Source organism: Rhodococcus sp. NFXS4, assembly GCF_058139645.1.
This window is the reverse complement of the sequence record NZ_CP192221.1, coordinates 1,827,083-1,851,498: the sequence shown is the minus strand read 5'-3', so window position 1 is coordinate 1,851,498 and position 24,416 is coordinate 1,827,083. Positions and strand designations below refer to the sequence as shown.

24 protein-coding genes are annotated in these 24,416 nt (G+C 68.1%); 7 read left to right on the top strand and 17 right to left on the bottom strand.

What is annotated here, in order from left to right; all coding sequences use genetic code 11:
* The 4 genes from J4E04_RS08685 to J4E04_RS08670 are packed head-to-tail and all read right to left on the bottom strand — an operon-like array spanning position 1 to position 3,486.
* A complete protein-coding gene (locus J4E04_RS08685) occupies positions 1–1,011 on the bottom strand; it encodes a class I SAM-dependent methyltransferase (RefSeq protein ID WP_490150356.1) in 1,011 nt (336 codons plus the stop codon).
* Positions 1,012–1,044: 33 nt separating this feature from the next.
* The gene (locus J4E04_RS08680) at positions 1,045–1,824 is read right to left on the bottom strand and encodes an enoyl-CoA hydratase/isomerase family protein (RefSeq protein WP_056446209.1); all 780 of its coding nucleotides are present in this window, start codon (positions 1,822–1,824) and stop codon (positions 1,045–1,047) included.
* Positions 1,825–1,834: 10 nt separating this feature from the next.
* Entirely contained in the window at positions 1,835–2,653 is an 819-nt protein-coding gene (locus J4E04_RS08675; RefSeq protein WP_222631807.1) for an NUDIX hydrolase, read from the bottom strand.
* Complete coding sequence (locus tag J4E04_RS08670) at positions 2,650–3,486, bottom strand: ABC transporter ATP-binding protein (protein WP_027507055.1); 837 nt, start codon at positions 3,484–3,486, stop codon at positions 2,650–2,652. The genes J4E04_RS08675 and J4E04_RS08670 overlap by 4 nt, the downstream gene beginning before the upstream one ends.
* A gap of 43 nt (positions 3,487–3,529) precedes the next feature.
* Between J4E04_RS08670 and glgX the strand changes: the two genes are divergently transcribed.
* A complete protein-coding gene (glgX, locus tag J4E04_RS08665) occupies positions 3,530–5,695 on the top strand; it encodes a glycogen debranching protein GlgX (protein WP_490150355.1) in 2,166 nt (721 codons plus the stop codon).
* Between the two features lies 1 nt (position 5,696).
* Here the strand turns inward: glgX and J4E04_RS08660 are convergent, their stop codons facing one another.
* The 3 genes from J4E04_RS08660 to ctaD form a co-directional block, all read right to left on the bottom strand.
* A complete protein-coding gene (locus tag J4E04_RS08660; RefSeq protein WP_490150354.1) occupies positions 5,697–6,485 on the bottom strand; it encodes a peptidyl-tRNA hydrolase in 789 nt (262 codons plus the stop codon).
* Positions 6,482–7,732: a phosphoserine phosphatase SerB gene (serB, locus tag J4E04_RS08655; RefSeq protein WP_027507041.1), complete on the bottom strand. Its 1,251-nt coding sequence runs from the start codon at positions 7,730–7,732 to the stop codon at positions 6,482–6,484. The genes J4E04_RS08660 and serB overlap by 4 nt, the downstream gene beginning before the upstream one ends.
* Positions 7,733–7,813: 81 nt before the next feature.
* Entirely contained in the window at positions 7,814–9,601 is a 1,788-nt protein-coding gene (ctaD, locus tag J4E04_RS08650; protein ID WP_027507042.1) for an aa3-type cytochrome oxidase subunit I, read from the bottom strand.
* A 244-nt stretch (positions 9,602–9,845) separates the two neighbouring features.
* On the opposite strand from ctaD, the gene J4E04_RS08645 reads away from it, so the two are divergent.
* Positions 9,846–10,916: an ABC transporter substrate-binding protein gene (locus J4E04_RS08645; protein WP_027507043.1), complete on the top strand. Its 1,071-nt coding sequence runs from the start codon at positions 9,846–9,848 to the stop codon at positions 10,914–10,916.
* Positions 10,917–10,940: 24 nt separating this feature from the next.
* Positions 10,941–11,414: an NUDIX hydrolase gene (locus J4E04_RS08640; RefSeq protein ID WP_027507044.1), complete on the top strand. Its 474-nt coding sequence runs from the start codon at positions 10,941–10,943 to the stop codon at positions 11,412–11,414.
* Between the two features lie 291 nt (positions 11,415–11,705).
* Here J4E04_RS08640 and nrdF read toward each other — a convergent pair whose 3' ends face one another.
* From nrdF to J4E04_RS08610, 6 genes are all read right to left on the bottom strand, one after another.
* Positions 11,706–12,671, bottom strand: a complete 966-nt coding sequence (gene nrdF, locus J4E04_RS08635) for a class 1b ribonucleoside-diphosphate reductase subunit beta (protein WP_056445506.1) — start codon at positions 12,669–12,671, stop codon at positions 11,706–11,708.
* A gap of 177 nt (positions 12,672–12,848) precedes the next feature.
* On the bottom strand, positions 12,849–13,889 hold the full coding sequence (locus tag J4E04_RS08630; protein ID WP_490150353.1) for a type IV toxin-antitoxin system AbiEi family antitoxin domain-containing protein: 1,041 nt from the start codon (positions 13,887–13,889) through the stop codon (positions 12,849–12,851).
* Between the two features lie 89 nt (positions 13,890–13,978).
* Positions 13,979–16,141: a class 1b ribonucleoside-diphosphate reductase subunit alpha gene (gene nrdE, locus J4E04_RS08625; protein ID WP_027507046.1), complete on the bottom strand. Its 2,163-nt coding sequence runs from the start codon at positions 16,139–16,141 to the stop codon at positions 13,979–13,981.
* 45 nt (positions 16,142–16,186) lie between these two features.
* Positions 16,187–16,624 carry a class Ib ribonucleoside-diphosphate reductase assembly flavoprotein NrdI gene (gene nrdI / locus J4E04_RS08620; protein ID WP_037187075.1) on the bottom strand — a complete coding sequence of 146 codons (438 nt, stop codon included), beginning with the start codon at positions 16,622–16,624 and terminating at the stop codon, positions 16,187–16,189.
* 135 nt (positions 16,625–16,759) lie between these two features.
* A complete protein-coding gene (locus tag J4E04_RS08615; protein ID WP_027507048.1) occupies positions 16,760–17,002 on the bottom strand; it encodes a redoxin NrdH in 243 nt (80 codons plus the stop codon).
* A 367-nt stretch (positions 17,003–17,369) separates the two neighbouring features.
* Positions 17,370–17,930 (bottom strand): NAD(P)H-dependent oxidoreductase, encoded by a 561-nt coding sequence (locus J4E04_RS08610; protein ID WP_222637772.1) that lies wholly within the window; start codon positions 17,928–17,930, stop codon positions 17,370–17,372.
* A gap of 84 nt (positions 17,931–18,014) precedes the next feature.
* On the opposite strand from J4E04_RS08610, the gene J4E04_RS08605 reads away from it, so the two are divergent.
* Complete coding sequence (locus tag J4E04_RS08605) at positions 18,015–18,611, top strand: TetR/AcrR family transcriptional regulator (protein WP_027507050.1); 597 nt, start codon at positions 18,015–18,017, stop codon at positions 18,609–18,611.
* Positions 18,612–18,613: 2 nt separating this feature from the next.
* Here J4E04_RS08605 and J4E04_RS08600 read toward each other — a convergent pair whose 3' ends face one another.
* From J4E04_RS08600 to moaA, 3 genes are read right to left on the bottom strand one after another with little or no spacing between them, the layout of a single operon-like run.
* The gene (locus J4E04_RS08600; RefSeq protein WP_222649254.1) at positions 18,614–19,369 is read right to left on the bottom strand and encodes a fructosamine kinase family protein; all 756 of its coding nucleotides are present in this window, start codon (positions 19,367–19,369) and stop codon (positions 18,614–18,616) included.
* Positions 19,370–19,371: 2 nt separating this feature from the next.
* Positions 19,372–19,617 carry a MoaD/ThiS family protein gene (locus tag J4E04_RS08595; protein WP_231476463.1) on the bottom strand — a complete coding sequence of 82 codons (246 nt, stop codon included), beginning with the start codon at positions 19,615–19,617 and terminating at the stop codon, positions 19,372–19,374.
* A gap of 4 nt (positions 19,618–19,621) precedes the next feature.
* Positions 19,622–20,686: a GTP 3',8-cyclase MoaA gene (gene moaA / locus J4E04_RS08590; protein ID WP_222630637.1), complete on the bottom strand. Its 1,065-nt coding sequence runs from the start codon at positions 20,684–20,686 to the stop codon at positions 19,622–19,624.
* A gap of 89 nt (positions 20,687–20,775) precedes the next feature.
* Between moaA and J4E04_RS08585 the strand changes: the two genes are divergently transcribed.
* The 3 genes from J4E04_RS08585 to J4E04_RS08575 are packed head-to-tail and all read left to right on the top strand — an operon-like array spanning position 20,776 to position 23,410.
* Positions 20,776–21,981 carry a molybdopterin molybdotransferase MoeA gene (locus J4E04_RS08585; protein WP_490150352.1) on the top strand — a complete coding sequence of 402 codons (1,206 nt, stop codon included), beginning with the start codon at positions 20,776–20,778 and terminating at the stop codon, positions 21,979–21,981.
* The gene (gene moaCB / locus J4E04_RS08580; RefSeq protein ID WP_490150351.1) at positions 21,978–23,000 is read left to right on the top strand and encodes a bifunctional molybdenum cofactor biosynthesis protein MoaC/MoaB; all 1,023 of its coding nucleotides are present in this window, start codon (positions 21,978–21,980) and stop codon (positions 22,998–23,000) included. The genes J4E04_RS08585 and moaCB overlap by 4 nt, the downstream gene beginning before the upstream one ends.
* Positions 22,997–23,410: a molybdenum cofactor biosynthesis protein MoaE gene (locus J4E04_RS08575; protein WP_204868029.1), complete on the top strand. Its 414-nt coding sequence runs from the start codon at positions 22,997–22,999 to the stop codon at positions 23,408–23,410. Before moaCB ends, J4E04_RS08575 begins: the two co-directional genes overlap by 4 nt.
* On the opposite strand, the gene J4E04_RS08570 is transcribed toward J4E04_RS08575, so the two are convergent.
* Entirely contained in the window at positions 23,407–24,414 is a 1,008-nt protein-coding gene (locus J4E04_RS08570) for a CobW family GTP-binding protein (protein ID WP_490150350.1), read from the bottom strand. The two genes, J4E04_RS08575 and J4E04_RS08570, sit on opposite strands and share 4 nt — an antisense overlap.
* Positions 24,415–24,416: the final 2 nt, after the last annotated feature.

Sequence of the window (24,416 nt, the reverse complement as noted above, 5' to 3'; positions counted from 1 at the left end):
TCAGAGCGCGCCGGTGTCCGGCTTCGTGCCCGTGATCATCACGTTGTAGAAGTAGCCACGGGGCACGACGTGGTGCAGCACGTTCTCGTCGAGCCAGGACAGCGACTTCCAGCCGTTGAACGCGAACCTCGCCCAGCCCCAACCCAGCTTCTCCGCCGGCACCGCCGCCTCGAAGGTGCGGACCGGCCAGCCCAGCAGCGCTGCGGCGAACTCCTCGGTCTTGGCCTGCACGTCGTCCGCACCCGCGGCGACGGCGATGTTCTCGAGCTCCGTCGGGTCGAAGGTGTGCAGATCGACGACGGCCTCGAGTGCCGCGGCCTGGGACGACTCGTCCAGCTCCTGCTGCGGGCGACGCCAGTCCGCGAGGAACGGCAACCGCGTCGTGCGGGTCGTGGCCTCCCACGTGAGACGCCCCAGCCACCGCGCGTAGAAGTTGCCCACCGTCGTCGGCTCGCCCGCGAACACGAACCGGCCGCCGGGCTTGAGCACGCGCAGCACCTCGCGCAGAGACTGCTCCACGTCCGGGATGTGGTGCAGCACCGCGTGACCGACGACGAGATCGAACGTGTCGTCCTCGTACGGGATGGTCTCGGCATCGGCGACGCGGCCGTCCACGTCGAGGCCCAGGTTCTCGGCGTTGCGCAGCGCGACCTTGACCATGCCCGGCGACAGGTCCGTGACCGACCCGGTCGCGGCGACGCCGCTCTGCATGAGGTTGAGCAGGAAGAAGCCGGTACCGCAGCCCAGTTCCAGCGCGCGACCGTACGGCAGGGCCTCGGATCCGGCCACCGCGTCGAAACGGCCGCGGGCGTAGTCGATGCAGCGCTGGTCGTAGGAGATCGACCACTTGTCGTCGTAGGTCTCCGCTTCCCAGTCGTGGTAGAGCACCTGGGCCAGCTTGGTGTCCGACCGTGCGGCCTGCACTTCCTCGGCACTCGCGTGCGGGCGCGGCGCCGGATCCGACGGTGCGGTCGAGGCGGCGGTGTCGGTGTGCGGTTCACGAGCGGTCATGGAAGGGAACCCTATCTGAACGAGTGCGGGAGGCTAGTTGCCGGTGAAGTCGGCCTTGCCCGGGCCGTTCTCGAGGAACGACGCCATGCCGATCGCGCGGTCCTCGGTACCGAACAGCGAGGCGAAGACGTGCGCCTCGATCTTCAGGCCCGTCGCGAGGTCGGTGTCCAGACCCTCGTCGATGGCCGCCTTGGCTGCGGCGAGGGCGCGCGAGGCACCGCGGACGAACTGACCGGCCCACGTGCGCGCCGCCTCGTAGACGGCATCGGGGGCCACCACCTCGTCCACGAGACCGACGGCGAGCGCCTCCTCGGCCCCGACGAAACGGCCGGTGAACACCATGTCCTTCGCGCGGCTCGGGCCGATCAGCCGGGCGAGTCGCTGGGTGCCGCCACCGCCGGGAATGACGCCGAGCAGCACCTCGGGGACGCCGAGCTTCGCGTTGTCGCCCGCGATGCGGCGATCGGCACCGAGGGCGACCTCCAGACCGCCGCCGAGGGCGTATCCGGTGATGGCGGCGACGGTGGGCTTCGGGATGGACGCGATCGCTCCGAGACCGGCCTGCAGAGCACCGATCGCGTCGGTCATCTGGCCCGCGGACATCTCCGCCATCTCCTTGATGTCCGCGCCGGCGGCGAACACCTTCTCACCGCCGTACACGATGACCGCCTTGACGTCCGGATCCTCGGCGGCGGCCCGCGACACCTCGAGGAGCTCACCCTGCACCTGGCGGTTCAGAGCGTTCATCGGCGGCCGGGAGAGCCGGATGGTGCCGATGCCGTCGGTCACGTCGAGAGTCACGAATTCAGCCATGGCCAGCACGCTAGCTGTTCGACGTCCGCTCGGCGCGTGGGGGGAGGTCGGCGCGATACTCGTCGGCGCCGTCGAAGTTCACCCGCACGGATCCACCCGATCCGCTGATGACGGGCTGCACCGGCGCCAGATCGGCCTCTGCGGCCATGGCCTCGGCCACCGACCCGTGACCGGCGAGATGCCGCAGGCACGCCCAGGTGGGCGGCATCAGCATGCGGTCGCCGCGACGGAACTCGTCGAGGGCATCCGCGGGCCGCACCCACGCGGCGTCGACGGCCTCGGACGTCTCGCCGTCGGGACGTTGCCCGGACGGGAGCGCCGCGACGAAGAAGCGGGTGTCGTACCGACGGGTCGTCTCGCCCTCGGGCGTGATCCAACGGGCGTGCGGGCGCAGCAGATCGGAGCGCACCACCAGGCGGGTCTCGGCCAGGAACTCACCGAACGAGATCTCATGCTTCTCGACGGCACGACGCCGGTCGGCGTGATCGGACGTGTCCGCGACGACGGTGTGCGCGTCGGGCCCGGCGAACAGGACACCGCACTCCTCGAAGGTCTCGCGCACCGCGGCGAGCACCAGGGCCCGCGCCGCGGCGTCGTCGTCGGTGCCGAACCGTGCCGCCCACCACGCGGGTGACGGGCCGGCCCACCGGTCCTCCCCGTCCGCGGGCGTGCGATCGGTCGGATCCACACCGCCGCCCGGGAAGACCGTCATGCCGGCGGCGAACGCCATCCGTCCGACTCGCCGCTGCAAGAAGACCTCGAGCCCTGCCGGCGCATCGCGCAGCAGGATGACGGTGGAGGCGTCCCGCAGCGCGACCGGTTCGGTCACCGCGCTCGCCGATGGGACGACCGCGACCGCTTGCGCCGCGCGAAGAAGCGCCCGTCGGTGCGCTCGAGGGCGATGGCCTGACTGAACGCGGTGGACAGGTTCTCCTCCGTGATGACGTCGTCGATGAGACCCTGCGCCACGACTCCGCCCTCCTTGAGCAGCATCGCGTGGGTGAAGCCCGGTGGGATCTCCTCCACGTGGTGCGTGATCAGCACCGTCGCGGGGGCGTCGGGGTCGAGTGCGAGGTCGGTGAGGATGGCGACGAGATCCTCGCGGCCTCCGAGGTCGAGACCCGCGGCCGGCTCGTCGAGCAGCAGCAACTCGGGGTCCGTCATCAGAGCGCGGGCGATCAGGACACGCTTGCGTTCGCCCTCGGACAGCGTCCCGAAGGTCCGGCGAGCGAGATGCTCGATACCGGCCGTCTCGAGCATGTCGACCGCACGCTCGTCGTCCACCTCGTCGTACTTCTCACGCCAGCGACCGAGCACCGCGTACCCCGCCGACACGACCAGATCGGCCACCACCTCGTCGGACGGGATGCGTCCGGCGAGAGCAGAGGACGACAGGCCGATGCGCGGCTTGAGTTCCGAGATGTCGACGTGCCCGAGCGTCTCGCCGAGCACGTGCGCGGTACCGGAGGTCGGGTAGATCTCCGCCGCGGCGACGCGCAGCAGCGTGGTCTTGCCCGCACCGTTCGGTCCGAGGACCACCCACCGCTCGTCCAGCTCCACGTTCCAGGAGACGGGGCCGACGAGGGTCGTCCCTCCGCGGACGACGGAGACATCGGCGAGTTCGACGAGCAGGTCTGGGTCAGGAGAGGACACGCCTTCCATCTTCCCGCACGCGCGGGGTGCATCCACGGCAGGATCAGCACGCGTGTCGCACGAACAGAACTCACCGAAGTCCGCCGCCGCGTCGGGCAGGCCCTTCCCGTTGGGCGCCCACCCCGTGGAGGGCGGCGTCTGCTTCGCCGTGCACGCACCCGACGCGCACGCCGTCGAGGTGTGTCTGGTGGACGGGCCGGGCCCCGACTCACGGGAGTCGCGTCACCTCCTCACCCAGCGCACGTACGGCATCTGGCACGGTGTGGTCGCCGAGGCCGGCGTCGGATCCGTCTACGGCTACCGCGTCTCCGGACCGTGGAATCCCGAGGCCGGTCACCGGTTCGATCCGCACAAGATCCTTCTCGACCCCTACGCACGGCGCATCGTCGGCAGCCTCGGCGACGCGCGAGCCCTCCTGCCGTATCGCGACGACCCGTTCGGACCGCAGTCGACGGTCGACTCGCTGGGACACGCTCCCCTCGCGGTGGTCACCGCTCCCCTGCCGGCCTCGGACGCACCGCGACTCGAGACCGACTGGGACCGCACCGTCGTGTACGAGGTGCACGTCGGGTCGTTCACCGGTGCCCATCCGGACGTCCCCGAGAATCTACGCGGCACCTACCTCGGACTCGTTCACCCTGCGGTGCTCGAGCACCTTCGTACGCTGGGTGTGACGGCGGTGGAACTGCTTCCGGTGCACGCGTGCCTCACCGAACCCGGTGTGCGCGCCCGAGGGATGCGCAACCACTGGGGCTACAGCACCGGCTCGTACTTCGCCGTCGAACCGTCGTACGCCTCGGTCCCCGGCGCCGAGGTCACCGAGTTCCGCACGATGGTGGACACGCTGCACGAGGCGGGTATCGAGGTGATCCTCGACGTCGTCTACAACCACACCTGCGAGGGCGGTGTCGACGGCCCCTCCCTCTCGTGGCGCGGCCTGGACGCGCGCGGGTACTACCTGCTGGACGCCCGCGGTCACGACATCGATCTGACGGGATGCGGCAACACCGTCGACGCCGCGTCCCCGGCCGTCGTCCGGATGGTCTGCGACTCGTTGCGGTACTGGGTCACCGAACTGGGGGTCGACGGCTTCCGCTTCGATCTCGCCAGCACTCTGGGCAGGCCGGGCGGATGGCGCTTCGATCCGCACGCCCCGATGTTGAGCGCCATCGCCGCCGACCCGATCCTGTGCCGCGCCAAGCTGATCGCCGAGCCGTGGGACGCGACCGGGCCCGGGTACCAGGTCGGCGGGTTCGGCGGCGTGTGGAGCGAGTGGAACGACCGCTACCGAGACACGCTGCGCCGCTTCTTCGCCGGGCACGGCGGTGTGCGTGAGCTGGCGTCCCGCCTCGCGGGATCCGAGGATCTTTTCGCGCCGACCGGACGCAGGCCGTGGGCGTCCGTCAACTTCGTCACCGCTCACGACGGCTTCACCGCGCGAGACCTGGTGTCCTACACCGCCAAGCACAACGAGGCCAACGGCGAGTCCAACCGCGACGGCACCGACAACAACCTCTCGGTGAATCACGGCGTCGAGGGCGAGACCGAGGACCCCGCCGTGCTCGCGGCGCGCGATCGACACGTGCGTGCGCTGCTGTCGACACTGGCCCTGTCCACCGGGACACCCATGTTCCTGGCCGGCGACGAACTGGGACACACGCAGCACGGCAACAACAATGCCTACTGCGTGCCGCAGGGAACATCGGCCGCGGATGCGCACGCGATCGACTGGTCGAGACGGGACGACGCCCTGACGGCGACTCTGGGACGAGCACTGCGGCTGCGTCGATCGGCACCCGTTCTGCGCCAACAGGAGTTCTTCGCCGGTCGTGACACACCCAGCGGCGAACCGGATCTCATGTGGTTCGACCACGACGGGGCCGAGATCGTCGGCGATCGGTGGAACGACGATCACGCCCGGACCCTGCAGGCCTGGGTCGACGGATCCGACGTGCGCATCCCCGCGCTCCGACACGCAGGGGTCGAGGCGGAGACCTTCGATTCGGCTCTGCTGGTCGTGCACTCGGGAGGCGATGCGAACATCGTCCTCCCCGATCACCGTCGACACGGGCCGAACGAGGCTCCCGGTTACGTTCCCGTCTTCGACTCCGCGACACCCGACGGTCGACCGGTGGACGCGTCGCCCGTCACCGCGGGAAGCACCGTCCGAGTGGCCGGTCCGATCGTGCTCGTCTACATCTCGACGATCCCGTCCTGACTCAGGCGGTGCGCGGGACGTCCAGCTCGGCGATCACGGTCATCGACCCGGGGGCGACCTCCGTGTAGCCCGCGTCCCGCACGCCGACGGCGGTGCCGCGCTCGCACTCGGCCACGAGGCGAGACCAGGTCTCGGCATCGGCATCACGAACGCTGACGGCCCACTGCGCGTCCTGCCACGCCCGGACGTCCTCGACCGTCATGGCACCGGCAGCGAGCATCACGGCGTGGCCCACCTGGGCGGCGGTCTTGCCGACGGTCATCTCGAGCTCCGCGTCCACCCAGAGCCGCACGGCACCCTCGGCGTGCGATCCCGGGTCGTCGGCCGGCAGGTCGGTGCCTCCCACCTGGAGCTTGCGCAGCCTCGGGTCCAGATCACCCACACGGCACGGCACGTAGGCCCGAGCCGACGCCCCGCCCACGTCGACGGTCACGCCGTCCACCTCCTGCGCCGCCGTCCACTGCGCGCCACGCGCACGACGGGACACCTTGCGGATCCGCGCACCCAGCCACGCCGTGTACTCCTCGTGCCAGGGACCGCCCGCGGCGATGCGCTCGTCCAGGCACACCTGCAGCGTCGCGGACGCCGCCGCGGCCAGCAGGTCGGACCGGGCCGGCGGATCGACCTTGGGGATGTGGAGCACCAGCGGCATCGCGCGCACGTCGGCAGGATCGGGCGGATCGACTCGCGAGCCGTAGGAACCGGCCGCACTCGTCCCGGCCACCAGCACCGCGTGGCGCTCCTCGAGGGTGGACGGCCGGACGTCCTCCACGGGACCCTCGTCGATCACGGGATGGGGATGCGGCGAACCCCGCCGTCGAGGGAGTCGGCGGCCTCGATCTCACTGCGGGTGACACCGAGGACGAAGAGCAGCGCGTCGAGGAACGGATAGGACAGCGCCGCGTCCGCGACCTCGCGCAGCGCCGGCTTCGCGTTGAAGGCGATGCCCAGACCCGCCGCGGTGAGCATGTCGATGTCGTTGGCACCGTCGCCGACCGCCACCGTCTGCTCCATCGGCACGCCGACCTGTGAGGCGAACTGGCGCAGCGCCACCGCCTTCGCCGCGCGATCGACGACATCGCCGATCACGCGCCCGGTGAGCTTGCCGTCGACGATCTCCAGGGTGTTCGCCTTCACGAAGTCCAGTTCGAGCTCGTGCGCCAAGCCCTCGATCACCTGCCGGAAACCGCCCGACACCACGCCGCAGTGATAGCCGAGTCGTCGCAACGTCCGAATGGTGGTGCGCGCGCCCGGCGTGAGCTCGAGATCCTCGGCGACGTCGTCGATGACCGATGCGTCCAACCCGGCGAGGGTCGCGACTCGACGGTGCAGTGACTCCGCGAAGTCGATCTCGCCTCGCATGGCCGCCTCGGTGACGGCTCGGACCTCGTCCTCGACTCCGGCCCGCGCCGCGAGCATCTCGATGACCTCGCCCTGCACCAGCGTCGAGTCGACGTCGAACACGATGAGGCGCTTCGCTCGACGAGCCAGTCCGGACCGTTCGACGGCGACGTCGATACCGACTCCGGCAGCCACGGTCGCGAGCGCCGACCGCAACGCCTCGTCGGCCTCGTCGCTCGACAGCCCGCCCTCCTCCTGCGGACGGGCCGAGACCAACAGCTCGAGTCCCGTCACCGGGTAGTCGGCGATACCGCGGATCGAGTCGATGTTGGCGCCCTGTCGCGCGAGTTCGCTCGACAGCACGCTGATGGCTCGCGCGGTGACGGGCCGTCCCAGCACGACGACGACGTGGGTGGAGAGGGGCGAACGACCGTGCGCTCCCCCGACCTCGACGTCGACGTGGACACCCACCGTGCCCATGGCCTCCTCGAGGTGCTCCTGCAAGCTCTCGACGTCCCCGGGGCAACTGCCCAGGACACCGAGCGTCAGGCGACCGCGAATGACCACCTGCTCCACGTCCACGACGCTGACGTCGTGTCGCGCCAGCGAGGCGAAGAGCACGGATGTGACACCGGGCTTGTCACCGCCGGTGACCGTCACGAGCACGGACGTCGGCGGGGGTGGTGTCTCCACCATCGAGGTATCTCCTTGTCACACGAAAAGCCCCTCACCGTGAGGAGAGGGGCTCGTCGCTGGAACGGTCGTGGAACGAGAGGACTACTTGTCGCGGTCGCCCGAACCTTCGTGATCGCTGGTCGCGATCGGCGCGCGGCGTGCCTGCTCGAGCACCTCGGTGGTCTTGCCTCCACCGTGGCCCGGTCCCACATGCGCTTCGTCTCGCATGCGTTCGACCATGTGCGGGTAGTGCAGCTCGAACGCGGGGCGCTCGGAGCGGATGCGCGGGAGCTCCACGAAGTTGTGGCGCGGCGGCGGGCAGCTGGTCGCCCACTCCAGGGAGTTGCCGTAGCCCCACGGATCGTCGACCGTGACGACCTCGCCGTAGCGGTAGCTCTTGAAGACGTTCCAGAGGAACGGCAGCGTCGAGGCGCCGAGGACGAAGGCACCGACGGTCGAGATCGAGTTGAGCACCGTGAAGCCGTCGGACGGGAGGTAGTCCGCGTAGCGACGCGGGAATCCCTCGGCGCCGAGCCAGTGCTGCACCAGGAACGTGGCGTGGAAGCCGACGAAGGTGGCCCAGAAGTGCCACTTGCCGAGAGCCTCGTCCATCATCCGGCCCGTCATCTTCGGGAACCAGAAGTAGATACCGGCGTAGGTCGCGAACACGATCGTGCCGAACAGCACGTAGTGGAAGTGCGCCACCACGAAGTAGGAGTCGGTGACGTGGAAGTCGATGGGCGGGCTGGCGAGCAGCACACCGGACAGACCACCGAAGAGGAACGTGACCAGGAAGCCGACCGAGAACAGCATCGGCGTCTCGAACGTCAGCTGGCCCTTCCACATCGTGCCGATCCAGTTGAAGAACTTCACACCCGTCGGGACGGCGATGAGGAACGTCATGAAGGAGAAGAACGGCAGCAGCACCGCACCGGTCGCGTACATGTGGTGGGCCCACACGGCGATGGACAGCGCCGCGATGGCGATGGTGGCGTAGATCAGGCCCGTGTAACCGAACAGCGGCTTACGGGAGAAGACCGGGAAGATCTCCGACACGATGCCGAAGAACGGCAGCGCGATGATGTACACCTCGGGGTGACCGAAGAACCAGAACAGGTGCTGCCACAGCAACACACCGCCCGTGGCCGGATCGAACAGGTGCGCACCCAGGTGTCGGTCGGCCGCCAGTCCCAGCAGTGCCGCGGTGAGCAGCGGGAAGGCGAGCAGCACGAGGATCATCGTCACGAAGATGTTCCAGGTGAAGATGGGCATCCGGAACATGGTCATGCCCGGGGCACGCAGGCAGATGACCGTCGTGATCATGTTCACGCCACCGAGGATGGTGCCGAGGCCCGAGAGCGCGAGGCCCATGATCCAGAAGTCCGCGCCCACGCCCGGCGAGTGCACGGCGTCGGTGAGCGGCGTGTAGGCCGTCCAGCCGAAGTCTGCAGCGCCACCGGGGGTGATGAAGCCCGCCGAGGCGATGAGGGCGCCGAACAGGTACAGCCAGTAGCTGAACGCGTTCAGACGTGGGAACGCCACGTCGGGCGCACCGATCTGCAGCGGGAGGATGTAGTTGGCGAACGCGAACACGATGGGCGTCGCGTACAGCAGCAACATGATCGTGCCGTGCATGGTGAAGAGCTGGTTGTACTGCTCGTTCGACAGGAACTGCATGCCCGGGAGGGCGAGCTCCGCACGCATGAGCAGTGCGAGGACGCCACCGAACAAGAAGAAGCCGAACGACGTGACCATGTACATGATCCCGAGCGTCTTCGGATCGGTGGTCGTCACCATCTTGTGGATGAACGATCCCTTGGGCCCCATACGGGGCGGGTACGGCCGTGAAGCCGTCAGCTCGGGGACTGGCTGGGGCGCTAGGGCAGTCACTGATCCTCCTGAAAGCGCGTCTCCCCGTGCCCGAGGTGGACGCATGAAATTCGTGCGCTCTATGGATCGTAACCCCATGACACACGAACTGCGGCACGGGTCCTACGAAGTGTCGTACTTCCACCCGGGTGTCGCATTTTCCGGCCCGCGGGAGGCCCTCTTCCGAAGGCCTCCACGACCGGAGCACGGCCTGCCCGCCACTCGCCGAGCGACCGGCTTCCGGACTGCCCGTAAGGTCTCGGCCATGTCGGATCGCTCTCGTCGTCACGCTCGATCGGTCGTCGCCCTCGCGACGATTCCCGCGATGCTCGCCCTCTCTGCCTGCGGCGACACCTCGAGTGACGACGCCTCCACCATTGTGCGGACCACCACGAACGTGGCCGGAGCCGGCGTCGTCGGCATCGAACGTGACACCGCCGGCCTGTGCGCGCTCCCGCAGCCGGTCGACTCGGTCGGTCAGCAAGGTGACACCCGGCTCGTCGTCGGCAGCGGCCGTGCGACCACGGTGCCCGCCGATCCGCAACGTGTCGTGGTTCTCACCATGACGGCACTCGACGCGTCGTGCGCCGTCGGCACCTGGGAGCGCGTCGTCGGCGCACCCACGGCGCCGCTCGCTCCCACCGCTCCCCCGTCCGGCCTGCTGCGCCCGGACTACCTCGGCACCGGCATCGCCGAGATCGCCGGCGTCGGACCCGAGGGCTCCCCCGACGTCGACGCGATCCGAGCACTGGCTCCGGACGTCATCATCGGCGGCGACGCCCTCGACCCCGCCGTCACCGCGCAACTCGACGGCATCGCCCCGACCGTTCTCACGCGCGCGTCGTCGTCGTGGCTCGAACGGTCCACGCTCGCGGCCGCGGCGATGGGACGACGTGACGCCGCCACCCGTGCGACGGAGCAGTACCGCGCACGCGCCGAGACCGTGGGCCGCGAGCAGAACTCCCGCATCACCGAGGCGTCTCTCGTGCGCTTCGGCGCCGACGGCACACAACTGCTCGGCGACGACAGCTTCGCGGGGCAGGTACTCGCGCAGGCGGGCGTGCGACGACCGGGGCCTCAGCTAGGCGAGACCCGCGCACTCCCGCAGGACGATCTGTCCGACGCGGAGGGCGACCTGATCTACGTCATGTTCGACGGACAGGCGGGGCTGGAACGCGGCACCGAGGTCATGGACTCGGACGCCTGGAAGGACCTCGGCGCCGCGACGGACAGTCGCGTGTTCAGCGTCGACGACACGGTGTGGTCGGGCGAGGGCCTCGTGGCTGCGGGCGCGGTCCTCACCGACGTGTCGAACACGCTGAACGGCTACGTCTGACGCGTCGGCGGTAGCGTTCCGGGAGTGCCGATACCCGAGTTCATCACCACCCTGCGCGCCAAGATCGGTCACGATCCGCTCTGGCTCTCCGGTGTCAGTGCCGTCGTGCTCGACGCCGACGATCGGCTGCTGCTGACGCGTCGCAAGGACAACGAGCTCTGGGCCGTGGTGTCCGGCGTCCTCGAGCCCGGCGAGGAACCCGGACCGGCCGCCCTCCGGGAGATCCTGGAGGAGACGGGCGTGACGGCCGAGCTCGTGCGGTTGACGAGTGTCGACGTCACCGAGCCCATCGTCTACCCGAACGGCGACCGCACCCAGTACCTCGACGTCTGCTTCCTCGCCCGGTACGTCGCCGGCGAGGCGCGGGTCGCGGACGACGAGAACCTCGACGTGCAGTGGTTCGCGCGCGATGCGCTGCCCGCGGACATCACCGACACCTCGACTCTCCGCATCGCGAAGGCGCTGGACCACGGCCCGGAGGCCTGGTTCCGGCGGTAGGTGGCGCCGGACCGTGCCGTCCTGTCGCGTCCTGTGTGCACCGCTGCTCAGTGTCGGGCGCGCCCGTACACCCTCACCGATTTCGGCCACCTTCACCGGTCACAACCGGTGAAGGTGGCTACAACCGTTGCAGGAGGGCGCAACGGCGCACGTGCTCCGGTTTCCGCAACCCGCTCCTGCTACAACCGAAGCGGGTTGCGGGAACCGGAGCACCTCGCACTCGAGACGTGCTCACCAGACATGACTCAGGGCACCACCCGCAAAGCGGACGGTGCCCCGAGGTGAGGTGGGTCAGAAGTCCCAGTCGTCGTCCTCGGTGTTGACTGCCTTGCCGATGACGTACGAGCTTCCCGAACCCGAGAAGAAGTCGTGGTTCTCGTCGGCGTTGGGTGAGAGCGCCGACAGGATGGCCGGGTTGACGTCGCACTCGTCCTTCGGGAACAGGCCTTCGTAGCCGAGGTTCATGAGCGCCTTGTTCGCGTTGTAGCGCAGGAACTTCTTGACGTCCTCGGTCAGACCGACCTCGTCGTAGAGGTCCTGCGTGTACTCGGTCTCGTTCTCGTACAGCTCGAAGAGCAGATCGAACGTGTAGTTCTTCAGCTCCTCGCGCTCGGCGGGCGAGCGGGTCTCGAGTCCGCGCTGGTACTTGTAGCCGATGTAGTACCCGTGCACGGCCTCGTCGCGGATGATCAGGCGCACGAGGTCGGCAGTGTTGGTGAGCTTGGCCCGCGAGGACCAGTACATCGGCAGGTAGAAGCCCGAGTAGAAGAGGAACGACTCGAGCAGGGTCGAGGCGACCTTGCGCTTCAGCGGGTCGTCGCCCTTGTAGTAGTCCATGACGATGGACGCCTTGCGCTGCAGATTCGGGTTCTCCTCCGACCAGCGGAACGCATCGTCGATGTCGCGCGTGGAGCACAGCGTCGAGAAGATCGACGAGTAGGACTTGGCGTGCACCGACTCCATGAACGAGATGTTGGTGTACACCGCCTCCTCGTGCGGAGTGATGGCGTCCGGGATGAGCGACACGGCGCCGACGGTGCCCTGAATCGTGTCGAGCAGCGTCAGACCCGTGAAGACGCGCATGGTGAGCTGCTTCTCGTGGTCCGTCAGCGTGTCCCAGGACGGGATGTCGTTCGAGATCGGCACCTTCTCGGGCAGCCAGAAGTTGCTGGTGAGCCGATCCCAGACCTCGGAATCCTTGTCGTCGACGACGCGGTTCCAGTTGATCGCGGAGACGCGATCGATGAGCTTCACCATGGGTACCTACCTGCTGATCGATGACTCTGCTTCACGGCTGCACCTGCGGTGCGCCGGGGACTGCGAGAAATGCGGCCGTGGCCGCGAATTGTCACTGACGGCAACACTACCCGTTGTGGCATGCCCCGGGGGCCAACACAACACCGTGTGTCTCCGACCCGTGCGCCTCATGCGCGTTCAGAGATGCGCACGAGGCTCACAACGGGCGCAGCCCGACCACTCGCCTACCCACCCCTCACGACGGAGGACGGTCGTCACCTCACGTGCGACACCGCAGGGATCGTCGACCACCTCGTCGTACCCGAAGACCAGACGCGGGCGGCCGGCAAGTTCCGCGGCGTTGTCGCGTCGACGGTCGCGGAAGGCCACGCCGGGCATCGCGTGGAACCGACGGCCGTCCAGGCGAACGATCAGGTCGACGCCGACGTTCGAATAGTCGACATCCTCGAACAATGTCCGCCCGTCGACGCGAACAGGGCTCTGACGTGCACCGACGGGAAATCCATGCGCCTGCTCGACCTCGAGTGCGTACGCGAGTTCGAGAACGGACTGCACCCCGTCGGACATGTACCGCACAGCCTGTTCGAGGGCCACACGGTAGCGGTAGGGGCGACGCTTCTCGAGTCGCTCACGGATGTCGTCGAGGCGCACGATCCGACTGCTCACGGAGGACACCAGACTCGTCATCGCTTCGCGCGCAGTCGATTCGGATGTCGCAAGGTCGATCGCCGTGTCGGCCGCACGGGTTCTCGGTAGCGGCCCGTCGTGCACGATGTGTGCATGAGCGCGGGACCGATGCACCACGACCCCGGGATGTAGAACTGACCCGACGCGGGCCACCGGTCCCGTCGCCGTCACTCGGGAGCGAACCCTGGTGGGACTCTGGCACGGCGCCGAACGGCCGTAGGGAACCGTGACATGGGCGCGTGCACCCGATGAGACTCGCCGCAGACCCCATTCCTCCGCTGCGCTCCGGTGACTGAGCAAGGAGTCCGGGCCGCCGTAGAGCAGGGCGGCGCACAGAGTCTGTTCCCGATCGAGCGGACCTGCTGCGATGGCGTAGACGCCCCGAAGAACGATCGCCCAGCGGCCCGACTCGACGTGCCGCCGAACTCTGTCTCGGCTGTAGCCGAGAGCCGTCACCTGCGATTGCGTGAACAGGCCTGACTGATCGTCCAGTAGTCGATGCAGTTCATGTTCGTCACCCCGGATGCGCATGCGGGGATGGTGCACGACCGGTACGACACCCGTCCGTGCGCCTTTTGCGCATCGTCAGATGCGCACAAGGCGCACGGGGGCGAAGCCCACTAGAGCATGCAGCTGACGCAACCCTCGACCTCGGTCCCCTCGAGGGCCATCTGGCGCAGCCGGATGTAGTACAGCGTCTTGATTCCCTTGCGCCACGCGTAGATCTGCGCCTTGTTGATGTCGCGGGTGCTCGCGGTGTCCTTGAAGAACAGCGTGAGGGACAGGCCCTGGTCGACGTGCTGCGTCGCTGCCGCATACGTGTCGATGATCTTCTCGTAGCCGATTTCGTACGCGTCCTGGTAGTACTCCAGGTTGTCGTTGGTCAGGTACGGCGCCGGATAGTAGACGCGGCCGATCTTGCCTTCCTTGCGGATCTCGATCTTCGACGCCACCGGGTGGATGGAACTGGTGGAGTAGTTGATGTACGAGATGGAGCCGGTCGGCGGGACGGCCTGCAGGTTCTGGTTGTAGATGCCGTGCTGCTGCACCGACGCCTTCAACTCGACCCAGTCGTCCTGCGTCGGGATGCTGATTCCCGACTGGGAGAACAACTCTCGGACACGCGCTGTCTTGGGCTCCCAGGCGCGCTCGGTGTACTTGTCGAAGAACTCGCCCGACGCGTACTTGGACTGCGGGAAGCCTCCGAAGTAGCTGCCGCGCTCCTTCGCCAGACGGTTCGAGGCCCGCAGCGCATGGAACAGCACGGTGTAGAAGTAGATGTCGGTGAAATCGACACCCTCCTCGCTGCCGTAGTGGATGCGCTCACGAGCGAGGTAGCCGTGCAGGTTCATCTGGCCGAGGCCGATGGCGTGCGAGGTGTTGTTGCCCTGCTCGATGGACGGCACCGAGTAGATGTGGGTCTGGTCCGACACGGCCGTCAAGCCGCGGATGGCGACCTCGATGGTCTGCGCGAAGTCGGGCGAGTCCATGGTCTTCGCGATGTTCAGCGAACCCAGGTTGCACGAGATGTCCTTGCCCACATGGCTGTACGAGAGATCCTCGTTGAACGTGGACGGCGTCGAGACCTGCAGGATCTCCGAGCACAGGTTCGAGTGCGTGATCTTGCCCTCGATGGGATTGGCCCGGTTCACCGTGTCCTCGAACATGATGTAGGGGTAGCCCGACTCGAACTGCAGCTCGGCGAGGGTCTGGAAGAACTCGCGCGCCTTGATCTTCGTCTTGCGGATGCGCGCGTCGTCGACCATCTCGTGGTACGTCTCGCTGACGTTCACGTCGGCGAAGGGCTTGCCGTAGATGCGCTCGACGTCGTACGGCGAGAAGAGGTACATGTCCTCGTTCTTCTTCGCCAGCTCGAACGTGATGTCCGGGATGACGATGCCGAGGGACAGCGTCTTGATGCGGATCTTCTCGTCGGCGTTCTCGCGCTTGGTGTCGAGGAACTTGTAGATGTCCGGGTGGTGCGCGTGCAGGTACACCGCGCCGGCACCCTGCCGCGCTCCGAGCTGGTTGGCGTACGAGAACGAGTCCTCGAGCAGCTTCATGATGGGGATGACGCCCGACGACTGGTTCTCGATGCGCTTGATCGGCGCACCGGATTCACGAATATTGCTGAGCAGCAACGCGACTCCGCCACCACGCTTGGACAGCTGCAGTGCCGAGTTGATGGAGCGACCGATGGACTCCATGTTGTCCTCGATGCGCAGGAGGAAGCAGGAGACGGGCTCGCCGCGCTGCTTCTTGCCCGAGTTGAGGAACGTGGGAGTGGCCGGCTGGAAGCGGCCGGCGATGATCTCGTCGACCAGGTCGGTCGCGAGAGTCTCGTTGCCGGCGGCCAGCGTCAGCGCGACCATGCACACGCGATCCTCGAAGCGCTCCAGGTAGCGCTTCCCGTCGAACGTCTTGAGTGTGTAGGACGTGTAGTACTTGAACGCACCCAGGAAGGTGGGGAACCGGAACTTCTTGGAGTAGGCGTGCTCGATCAGACCCTTGACGAAGGATCGCGAGTACTGGTCGAGAACCTCTGCCTCGTAGTAGTTCTCCTCCACCAGGTAGTCGAGCTTCTCGTCGAGGTTGTGGAAGAAGACCGTGTTCTGGTTGACGTGCTGCAGGAAGTACGCCCGCGCGGCGTCCCGGTCCTTCTCGAACTGGATCTCGCCGTTCGGCCCGTACAGGTTGAGCATCGCGTTCAGAGCGTGATAGTCGAGCTCCGAGTCGTCACGGCGCGACACGGCGGGAGACGAGTCGGTGATGGTCGGTGCCATGTGCGTACTCCTGAGATCGATGATGGGCGGTACTGGTGCGGACGATCAGATGGTGCAGGTCGCGTCGAGCCGGTCCCAGAACTCGGCGAGTCCGGTGCGGACCCGCTCCACGTCCTCCGGGGTACCCATGACTTCGAAGCGATAGAGGAACGGGACCTGACATTTTGCCGAGACCACGTCCCCGGCGAAACAGTACGAATCGCCGAAGTTGGTGTTGCCCGCGGCGATGACGGCGCGAATGAGGGACCGGTTGTGCTCGTCGTTGAGGAACCGGATGACGGGCTTGGGGACGTAACTCGTGTCGCGCCCCAGCGCGGTGGTGCCGCCGCCGTAGGTCGGGAGGATCAGGACGTACGGACGGTCGATCTCCACGTCGTCGCGGGGATAGCGGACGGGGATGCGCGTCGCGGGGATCTCGAGCTTCTCCACGAACCGGTGGGTGTTCTCCGAGACGCTCGAGAAGTAGACCAGCGATTCGGACACGATGCTCCATCCTCCGCCGACTCTGCGCACTTCTTCGACATTCGCGACGGCGCGGACCGGGTGGGTCGGCCGTCAGCGGTGAGTCGGGAACTCACCCGAGCCGGCCTCCTCGTCGGAAGGCGCGGCGGACGCGCTTCAGGCAGCGGCGGTGACGAGGGTCTTGATGCGGTCGGGACGGAAGCCGGACCAGTGGTCCTCGCCTGCGACGACGACAGGTGCCTGCAGGTAGCCGAGCGCCATGACGTAGTCACGTGCCTCGGGATCCTGCGAGATGTCGATGACGTCGTACTCGATGCCCTCTTTGTCGAGAGCGCGGTACGTGGCCTTGCACTGCACGCAGGCGGGCTTGGTGTAGACGGTGACGGTGGTGGCGCTCATGAATCCTCTTCTCCGCATCCTGTGTCCGGATGCGCTCGCTGTTCGCCCGAGAGCTGTCCTGCACTGCTGCTGTGGGATCGCACTGGAGAAAGCGAGACCCGCCGACTCTGCCGTGCACACCACTGACAACCTGTCCGAGAGACCGCGCCGGACCCGCATCCACCCCTCCGAAAAGGGGGTGATGCGGGCCTCGAGCCGTTGTGGCCTCTCGGTGTTCAAGACACTACACCTAGTGTCCGACAGTGCAAGGCAACACCACACTTTGTAATGACACTGGTGGAATTACCTGGTCGGACGCGGAAAACTCCGGCGTGTCGCGACCCCTCGGGCGCGTCGCGAGACCGCGCTGCAGACGGGGCCTCGAGCCTCAGGCGTCGACGAGCTCCGCGCGGGTGAGCGCCGTGACGACCTCGGCGATGTCCGCGGCGATCTGTGAGTTGTCACGGGGATGGCCCCCGTCGATCGCGGCCACCACGCCACCGATGGCGAGATCGACGTCATCGAGCACGCTCGCGCCGGCGATCCGCGCCGCCTTCTCCGTGTCCTCCTTGGCCCACCGGGCGCCGTTCGAGCTCGGCGAGGAACTGATGACGGCGGTCGGCTTGGTGGAGATGGCGCCGCTGCCGTAGGGGCGGGAGAGCCAGTCGATGGCGTTCTTGAGTACTGCGGGGATGGTGCCGTTGTACTCGGGCGTGAGCAGCAACACGGCGTCGGCGTCCTGGACGGCCGCGCGCAGAGCGGTCACGGTGTCGAGCGAGGCGACCGACTCGGGGGTGTCGATGTCCTCGTTGTAGAACGGAAGGTCTCCGAGGCCCTCGTGGATGACGACCTCGACGCCCTCGGGTGCGACTGACGCGGCGGTCTCGGCGAGACGACGGGTGATGGAGGCGGCGCGGAGGCTGCCGACGAGTGCGATGACGCGGCTCATGGGTGGGTCCTTTCGACGAAGTGTGTCCGTGATCTACAACCGGACCGTAGTCCACTTTCTTCCGTGACGCGCTATCCTGACGATGTGACACATGCCCCTCTGCCGATGGCGGCCGACGACAGCGAGCGCTGCGACGCCGCGCGCAACCGCCGTCTGCTTCTCGACGCCGCGATCGGGCTGGTCGACGAGCGCGGAGCGGACTCCGTCACCATGGACGCCGTGGCAGCCCGCGCAGGTGTGGGCAAGGGCACCGTGTTCCGTCGGTTCGGCAGTCGTGCGGGTCTGATGTTCGCTCTTCTGGACCACACCGAGACCGAACTCCAACAGGCCTTCCTCTTCGGTCCTCCCCCGCTGGGCCCCGGCGCACCACCGCTCGATCGACTCGTCGCGTTCGGCCGTGCCCGCCTCGACCTGGTCGCCGTGCAGGGTGAGGTGCTGCGGGCAGCCGAGAACTCGCCCGTCTCGCGCTTCTCCGCGCCCGCCCACGCCGTCGGCCTGACCCACGTGAGCACACTGCTGCGGCAGATCGGCGTGTCGGGTGATGTCACGTTGCTGGCCTACGCGCTGCTCGCCCCGCTCGAGGCCACTCTGGTGCTGCACCTGCAACGCGACGCCGGAATGACCACCGAGCGCCTCGCCGACGGCTGGGAGGATCTCGCCCGCCGCATCGCCTCCGCCTGACCTCAGGCCAGCGCGAGGGTTCGCGTCGCGGCGTCGGCCAGTGCCACGCCGTAGCTCCGGCCGTGACCCGCCGCGTGCACGGCGAGGGGATGCAGCTGATGCAGAGGCACCCGTTCCTCGGCACCCGGAGCGAGCTCGTGCTGCTCCTGATAGCCGTCGAGAAGGTGCTCGAGGTGCGGACAGCCGAAGAGAGACAGCATCGCGAGGTCCGTCTCGCGGTGTCCGCCGTGCGCCGCGGGGTCGATGAGCGTCACGCCGCCGGGCGTCCAGAGCACGTTGCCGGTCCACAGGTCGCCGTGCAGACGCGCCGGAGGGTCGGTCGAGTCGAACGACCCGTCCGCGACGACGGAGCAGGCACGCTCCACGAGGTCGGCCTCGTCCCGCGTGACTGTGCCGGCGTCGACCGCGACACGGAGATACGGCAGCACCCGTTCCTGCGCGTAGAACTCACCCCAGCGGTCGTGCTCCACCGACGACATGGTGCGCGATCCGATGAACAGCGTTCCGTCGAAACCTGCAGGCGGCGAGCCGAACCGGGGGGCACCGCTGTCGTGGGTGCGGGCGAGCAGTGCGCCGAAGCGGCGAGCAGCGTCCGGCGTCGGCCGGACGGAGTCGAGGCGTTCGAGAACGATGTGGTCGGCCGCGACCTCGAGGACGTCGACCGTCGGCGCTCCCCCGTCGGCGAGCCACCGCAGACCTGCAGCTTCGGCGGCGAAGAAGTCGGGATGCGCGTTTTCACGCCGTTTGACGAACGCCATCTCTAGCCGCCGGCGAAGGGCGGGAGGACGTCGATCCGGGAGCCGACGGGGTAGGCCTCGTCGCGGACCATCTCGTCGCCGATGAGGAACACCGCCACGTCCAACACACGATTCAGTTTCTGCCCGTGGCGTCCACGCAGCGCCGACTTCACGTCCGCCACGGTCGCGCCGACCCTCAGGTCGTACGACTCCTGCGTGGTGCCCGCAGCGTCCGCGGCCCCCGCGAAGTACCGCACGTCCACAGTCACGGACTCAACCACCGATGGCACCCATCGAGCGTTCCGGCGGCACGAAGTCCTCACGTTCCATCCCGTGGCCGGCCCACTTGTTCCACATCGCTCCACGCCAGAGGTCCGCGATCTCCTCGTCGGTCGCACCCCCGCGCAACGCCACCCGCAGATCGGTCTCGGAGTCGCTGAACAGGCAGGACCGCACGGTCCCCTCCGCCGTCAACCGGGTCCGGTCGCAGTCGGCGCAGAAGGACCGGGTGACCGAGGCGATGATGCCCACCGTGGCGGGGCCACCGTTCACAGTCCACTCCTCGGCGGGCGCGGACGGATCGGTGCGGCCGATCTCGGTGAGCGTGAACCGCTCCCCGAGCAGATCGAGCAGTTCCGCCGCCGACACCATCGTCGAGCGCGCCCACTCCCGGTCGGCGTCGAGCGGCATCTGCTCGATGAACCGCAGATCGACACCTCGGTCCAGGCACCACTGCACCAGGTCCTGAGCGCCGTGCAGAGTCTCGCGCATGAGAACGGCGTTGATCTTGACCGGTGTCAGTCCGGCCGCCAGGGCCCCGTCGATGCCGCCCAGCACGGCGGGCAGCCGGTCCCGCCGGGTCAACGATGCGAAGTGCTTGCGGTCGATCGTGTCGAGAGAGACGTTGACCCGGGTCAGACCCGCCTCGCGAAGACGCTCCGCTCGGCGTTCGAGGCCGATGCCGTTGGTGGTCATCGACAGTTCGACACCGGGTGCGTGCTGAGAGGTCAGGGCGATGATGTCCACGATGTCCTTGCGGACCAACGGCTCGCCGCCGGTGAAGCGGACCTCGCGCACACCGAGGAGTCGATCGGCGACGCCGACGAGGCGGGCGATCTCCTGCGCGGTGAGCAGCTGTTCGAACTCCAGGTTCGGCAGTCCCTCGGCCGGCATGCAGTAGGTGCATCGCAGCGAGCACTTCTCGGTGACCGAGATGCGCAGGTCCCGCGCGATGCGACCGAAACTGTCCAGCAGGTGCGGAACGTCCGGACGGCCGACCATGGACGGCGCGCGCACGACACCGGGCAGGCTGGGAATCCCCATGCTCACCGTCGTCATCCGATCACCTCCACTCGCCGTTCACGTCAGTATGCCCGTTCGGGGCAACGGGAACCCGACCGTCCTCATTCCCGCTCTAGGATGACCGCATGGGCCATGCGCACACGACGTCGGCACGCTCGGTCGAGGATCACGCCGTTCGGATCGACGAGATGATCACCCGCGCGTGGTCCGCTCGCCCCCCGGAGACGGTTCCGCTCACCGATGCGCTCCGCCGCGTGACGCACGCGGACATCGAGGCCCTCATCGACGTCCCCAACTTCCGGAACTCCCAGATGGACGGATACGCGGTCGACGCGAAATCGGTTGCCCGCGTACCGGTCACACTGCCGGTCACCGGCGTTCTCGCCGCCGGCGACGCCGGGGACGAACGGCATCGGTCGGGCACGGCACGCAAGATCATGACCGGCGCTCCGGTACCCGAGGGCGCCGACGCGGTGATCCCCGTCGAGGACACCGAGATGGACGGGGACGGTGTCCGCATCCTCGGCTCACGGCGCTCGGGTGAGTACGTGCGGGAGCAGGGCAGCGACATCGCGGCGGGGTCGGTCGTCGTCCCGGCCGGCACGACGCTCGGCCCCCGTCACCTCGGCGCTCTCACGGCCGTCGGCCGATCCGACGTCACCGTCCGCCCCCGGCTGCGGGTCGCGGTCATCGCGACCGGCGCCGAACTCGTCGAGGCGGGCAGTGCACTCGGACCCGGTCAGCTGTACGACTCGAACGGTCTCACGCTCGCGACCTCGGTGACCGCGGACGGCGCCGTGGTGACGTTCCGCGGCCGCAGTACCGACACCGCCGACGAGTTCTCCGCGATGCTGTCCGAGGCCGCCGAGAACGCGGACGTGATCATCACCTCGGGGGGTGTGTCGATGGGCGACTTCGAGGTGGTCCGGGACGTGCTCGGCCCCCGCGGGGGAACCTTCACCCACGTCGCGATGCAGCCCGGTGGGCCGCAGGGGTGGACCGACCTCGACGGCACCCCGGTGATCAGCTTCCCCGGCAATCCCGTGAGCACCCTGGTGTCCTACCTCGTCTTCGCCCGTCCGGCGATCCGGAGGCTCTCGGGCCTCCCCGACGCGACCGTCACCGAGCGCATCGCCGACGAGGCCGTCCGATCCCTGCCCGGACGGCGTCAGTTCCTGCGGGGCCGACTCACGGAGACCGGCGTCGTGGTGTCGTCCGGACCGGGGTCGCACCTGGTGGTGTCGATGGCCGCCGCCGATGTCCTGGTCGACGTCCCCGCGGACACCGTCGAGGTGCCCGCGGGCAACAGTGTGCGAGTGTGGCCGCTGTGAACAATTCATCCGCTGCGCACTCGTCCGGGAGTTCCTCCACAGGGCTCTCGCACCTGGACTCCGACGGCCGGGCCCGCATGGTCGACGTCAGCGGGAAGAGCGAGACCACGCGCACCGCGGTCGCCGCCGGGTCCCTGCGGACGACTCGGGACGTGATCGCCCTGGTGCGTGCCGACGGCATGCCGAAGGCCGATGTCCTGTCGACCGCGCGCATCGCCGGCATCGCCGGAGCGAAGCGGACGTCCGATCTCATTCCGCTGTGCCATCCGCTTCCGCTGTCCTCGGTCGCGGTGTCCTTCGGCTTCACCGACGACACGATCACGATAGAGGCCACAGCCGTCACGACCGGGCGGACGGGCGTCGAGATGGAAGCACTGACGGCGGTGTCCATCGCCGGGCTCACGCTGCACGACATGGTCAAGGCCGTGGATCCGGCAGCGTCGATCGAGTCGGTGCGTCTGATCCGCAAGGAGGGTGGCAAGCGCGGCGTGTGGACGCGCGACGACCACCAGCCCGACACCTCCTCCACAGCAACGCCTCTCGGCGATCGAACTGCGGTCGTCGTCGTCGCGTCCACCGGCGGCGCAGCCGGGACGCGCGAGGACACCACGGGACCGCGCATCGTGTCGTGGCTCGGTGACCGCGGTTTCGACGTTCGGGGGCCTCTCGTCGTGGCAGACGCCGACGTGGCCGCGGGCTTACGAGACGCCCTCACCGGCGGACCCGCCCTGATCATCAGCACCGGCGGCACGGGCGTCTCCCCCACCGACGCCACACCCGACGCCACCCGGCCACTGCTCGACCGCGAACTACCCGGCGTCGCGGAGGAGATCCGACGTACGGGACTGGCAGCCACCGTGCACGCCTCGATCAGCCGCGGGTTGGTGGGCGTCGCTGGGAAGACAGTGATCGTGAACCTGCCCGGATCACCCGGCGGAGTGAAGGACGGACTGACGGTGCTGGATCCGATCGTGGACCATCTCGTCGCCCAGGTACGCGGAGGCGGTGCTCACGAATGACAACGGTTCTCGCCCGGATCTCGAGCGATCCGATCGATCCGGCGGAGGTCTCCGACGCCGTCTCGGGTCCTGAACACGGTGCCGTGCTGGTGTTCTGGGGAGTCGTCCGCGACCACGACCACGGCGAGTCGGTGTCGGCACTCGAGTACCGAGCCCACCCCGACGCCGAGAAGTTCCTGCGTCGCTGCTGCGAGGACGCGGCCGCGTCGTCCGGCCTGCCGACGGCGGCCGTGCACCGCGTCGGCGACCTGACGATCGGTGACACCGCTCTCGTCGCCGCGGTCGCGTCTCCCCATCGCGCCGAAGCATTCGCAGCGTTGCAGGCGTTGGTCGATCGCATCAAGACCGAGGTGCCGATCTGGAAGCGCCAGCAGTTCCCCGGCGGCACCAGCGAGTGGGTGGGGCTCTAGCGGTCGCCGGTGCGCAGGAACCTGTGCACCACGAGTGATTCTGCGTCGGTCGCACTCTCGGTGCGGATCATCGCCTCGATCCGGGCACGCGCCGCCGCGACGTCGAGTCCCGAGCCGATGAAGACCAGCGCGGTGTCTCCACGGGACGAGGCGGTCTCGACGTCGATGTGGACGCCGACCGTCTGGACGACGAATCGCGCCGCGCCACGGCCGAATCGAACGAATCCCTTGGATCTGTACAGCCCCGGCGGCGGGTTCTCGAGGAACTCGAAGAACGCCCGCGGATCGAGGCAGTCGCTGGTCTCGACGCTGAACGTCTCGTAACTCGCGTGCAGGTGGTCGTGGGGATCGTCCTGCTCCCGCAACAGATCGTCGAGGGCGAGTTGCCGGGGCCCGTCGTCGGGGCGCTCCGGCGGATCGAGAAGGAGCGACACGTCCACGGCTCCGTGCGACGTCACCACCGTCGGGGCAGCGGGAGCGGCGTCGCGCACCAGCGTGAGCACCTCGTCGATGCGTCCGGGTCCCACCGCATCCGCTTTGTTCACCACCACCAGGTCGGCGAGACCCAGATGCTGAGCGAGGTGCTGGTGCCGGGCCGTCGACTCGAGCACGTGCAGGGCGTCCACGACCATCACCATGCCGCCGTACCGGATCCGCGAGTCGGTGCTCGCGACGACCATCCTGATGAGAGCACGTGGCTCCGCCACACCGCTGGCCTCGACGACGATCGCGTCGACGGCGGCACTGGTCGCGGTGAGGGCTCCGAACATCTCGTCGAGATCTTCGGTGTCGACGGCGCAACACAGACAGCCGTTGCCCAGGGTGATCATCGAGTCGACCTGCCCGGCGACCAGCATCGAGTCGATGTCCACGGCGCCGAAGTCGTTGACCACCACACCGATTCGAATGCCGTGATTGCGGCGGAGGAGATGGTTGAGCAACGTCGTCTTACCGGATCCGAGGTACCCGGCGACGAGGACGACCGGAACAGCGCTGCGAGACACCG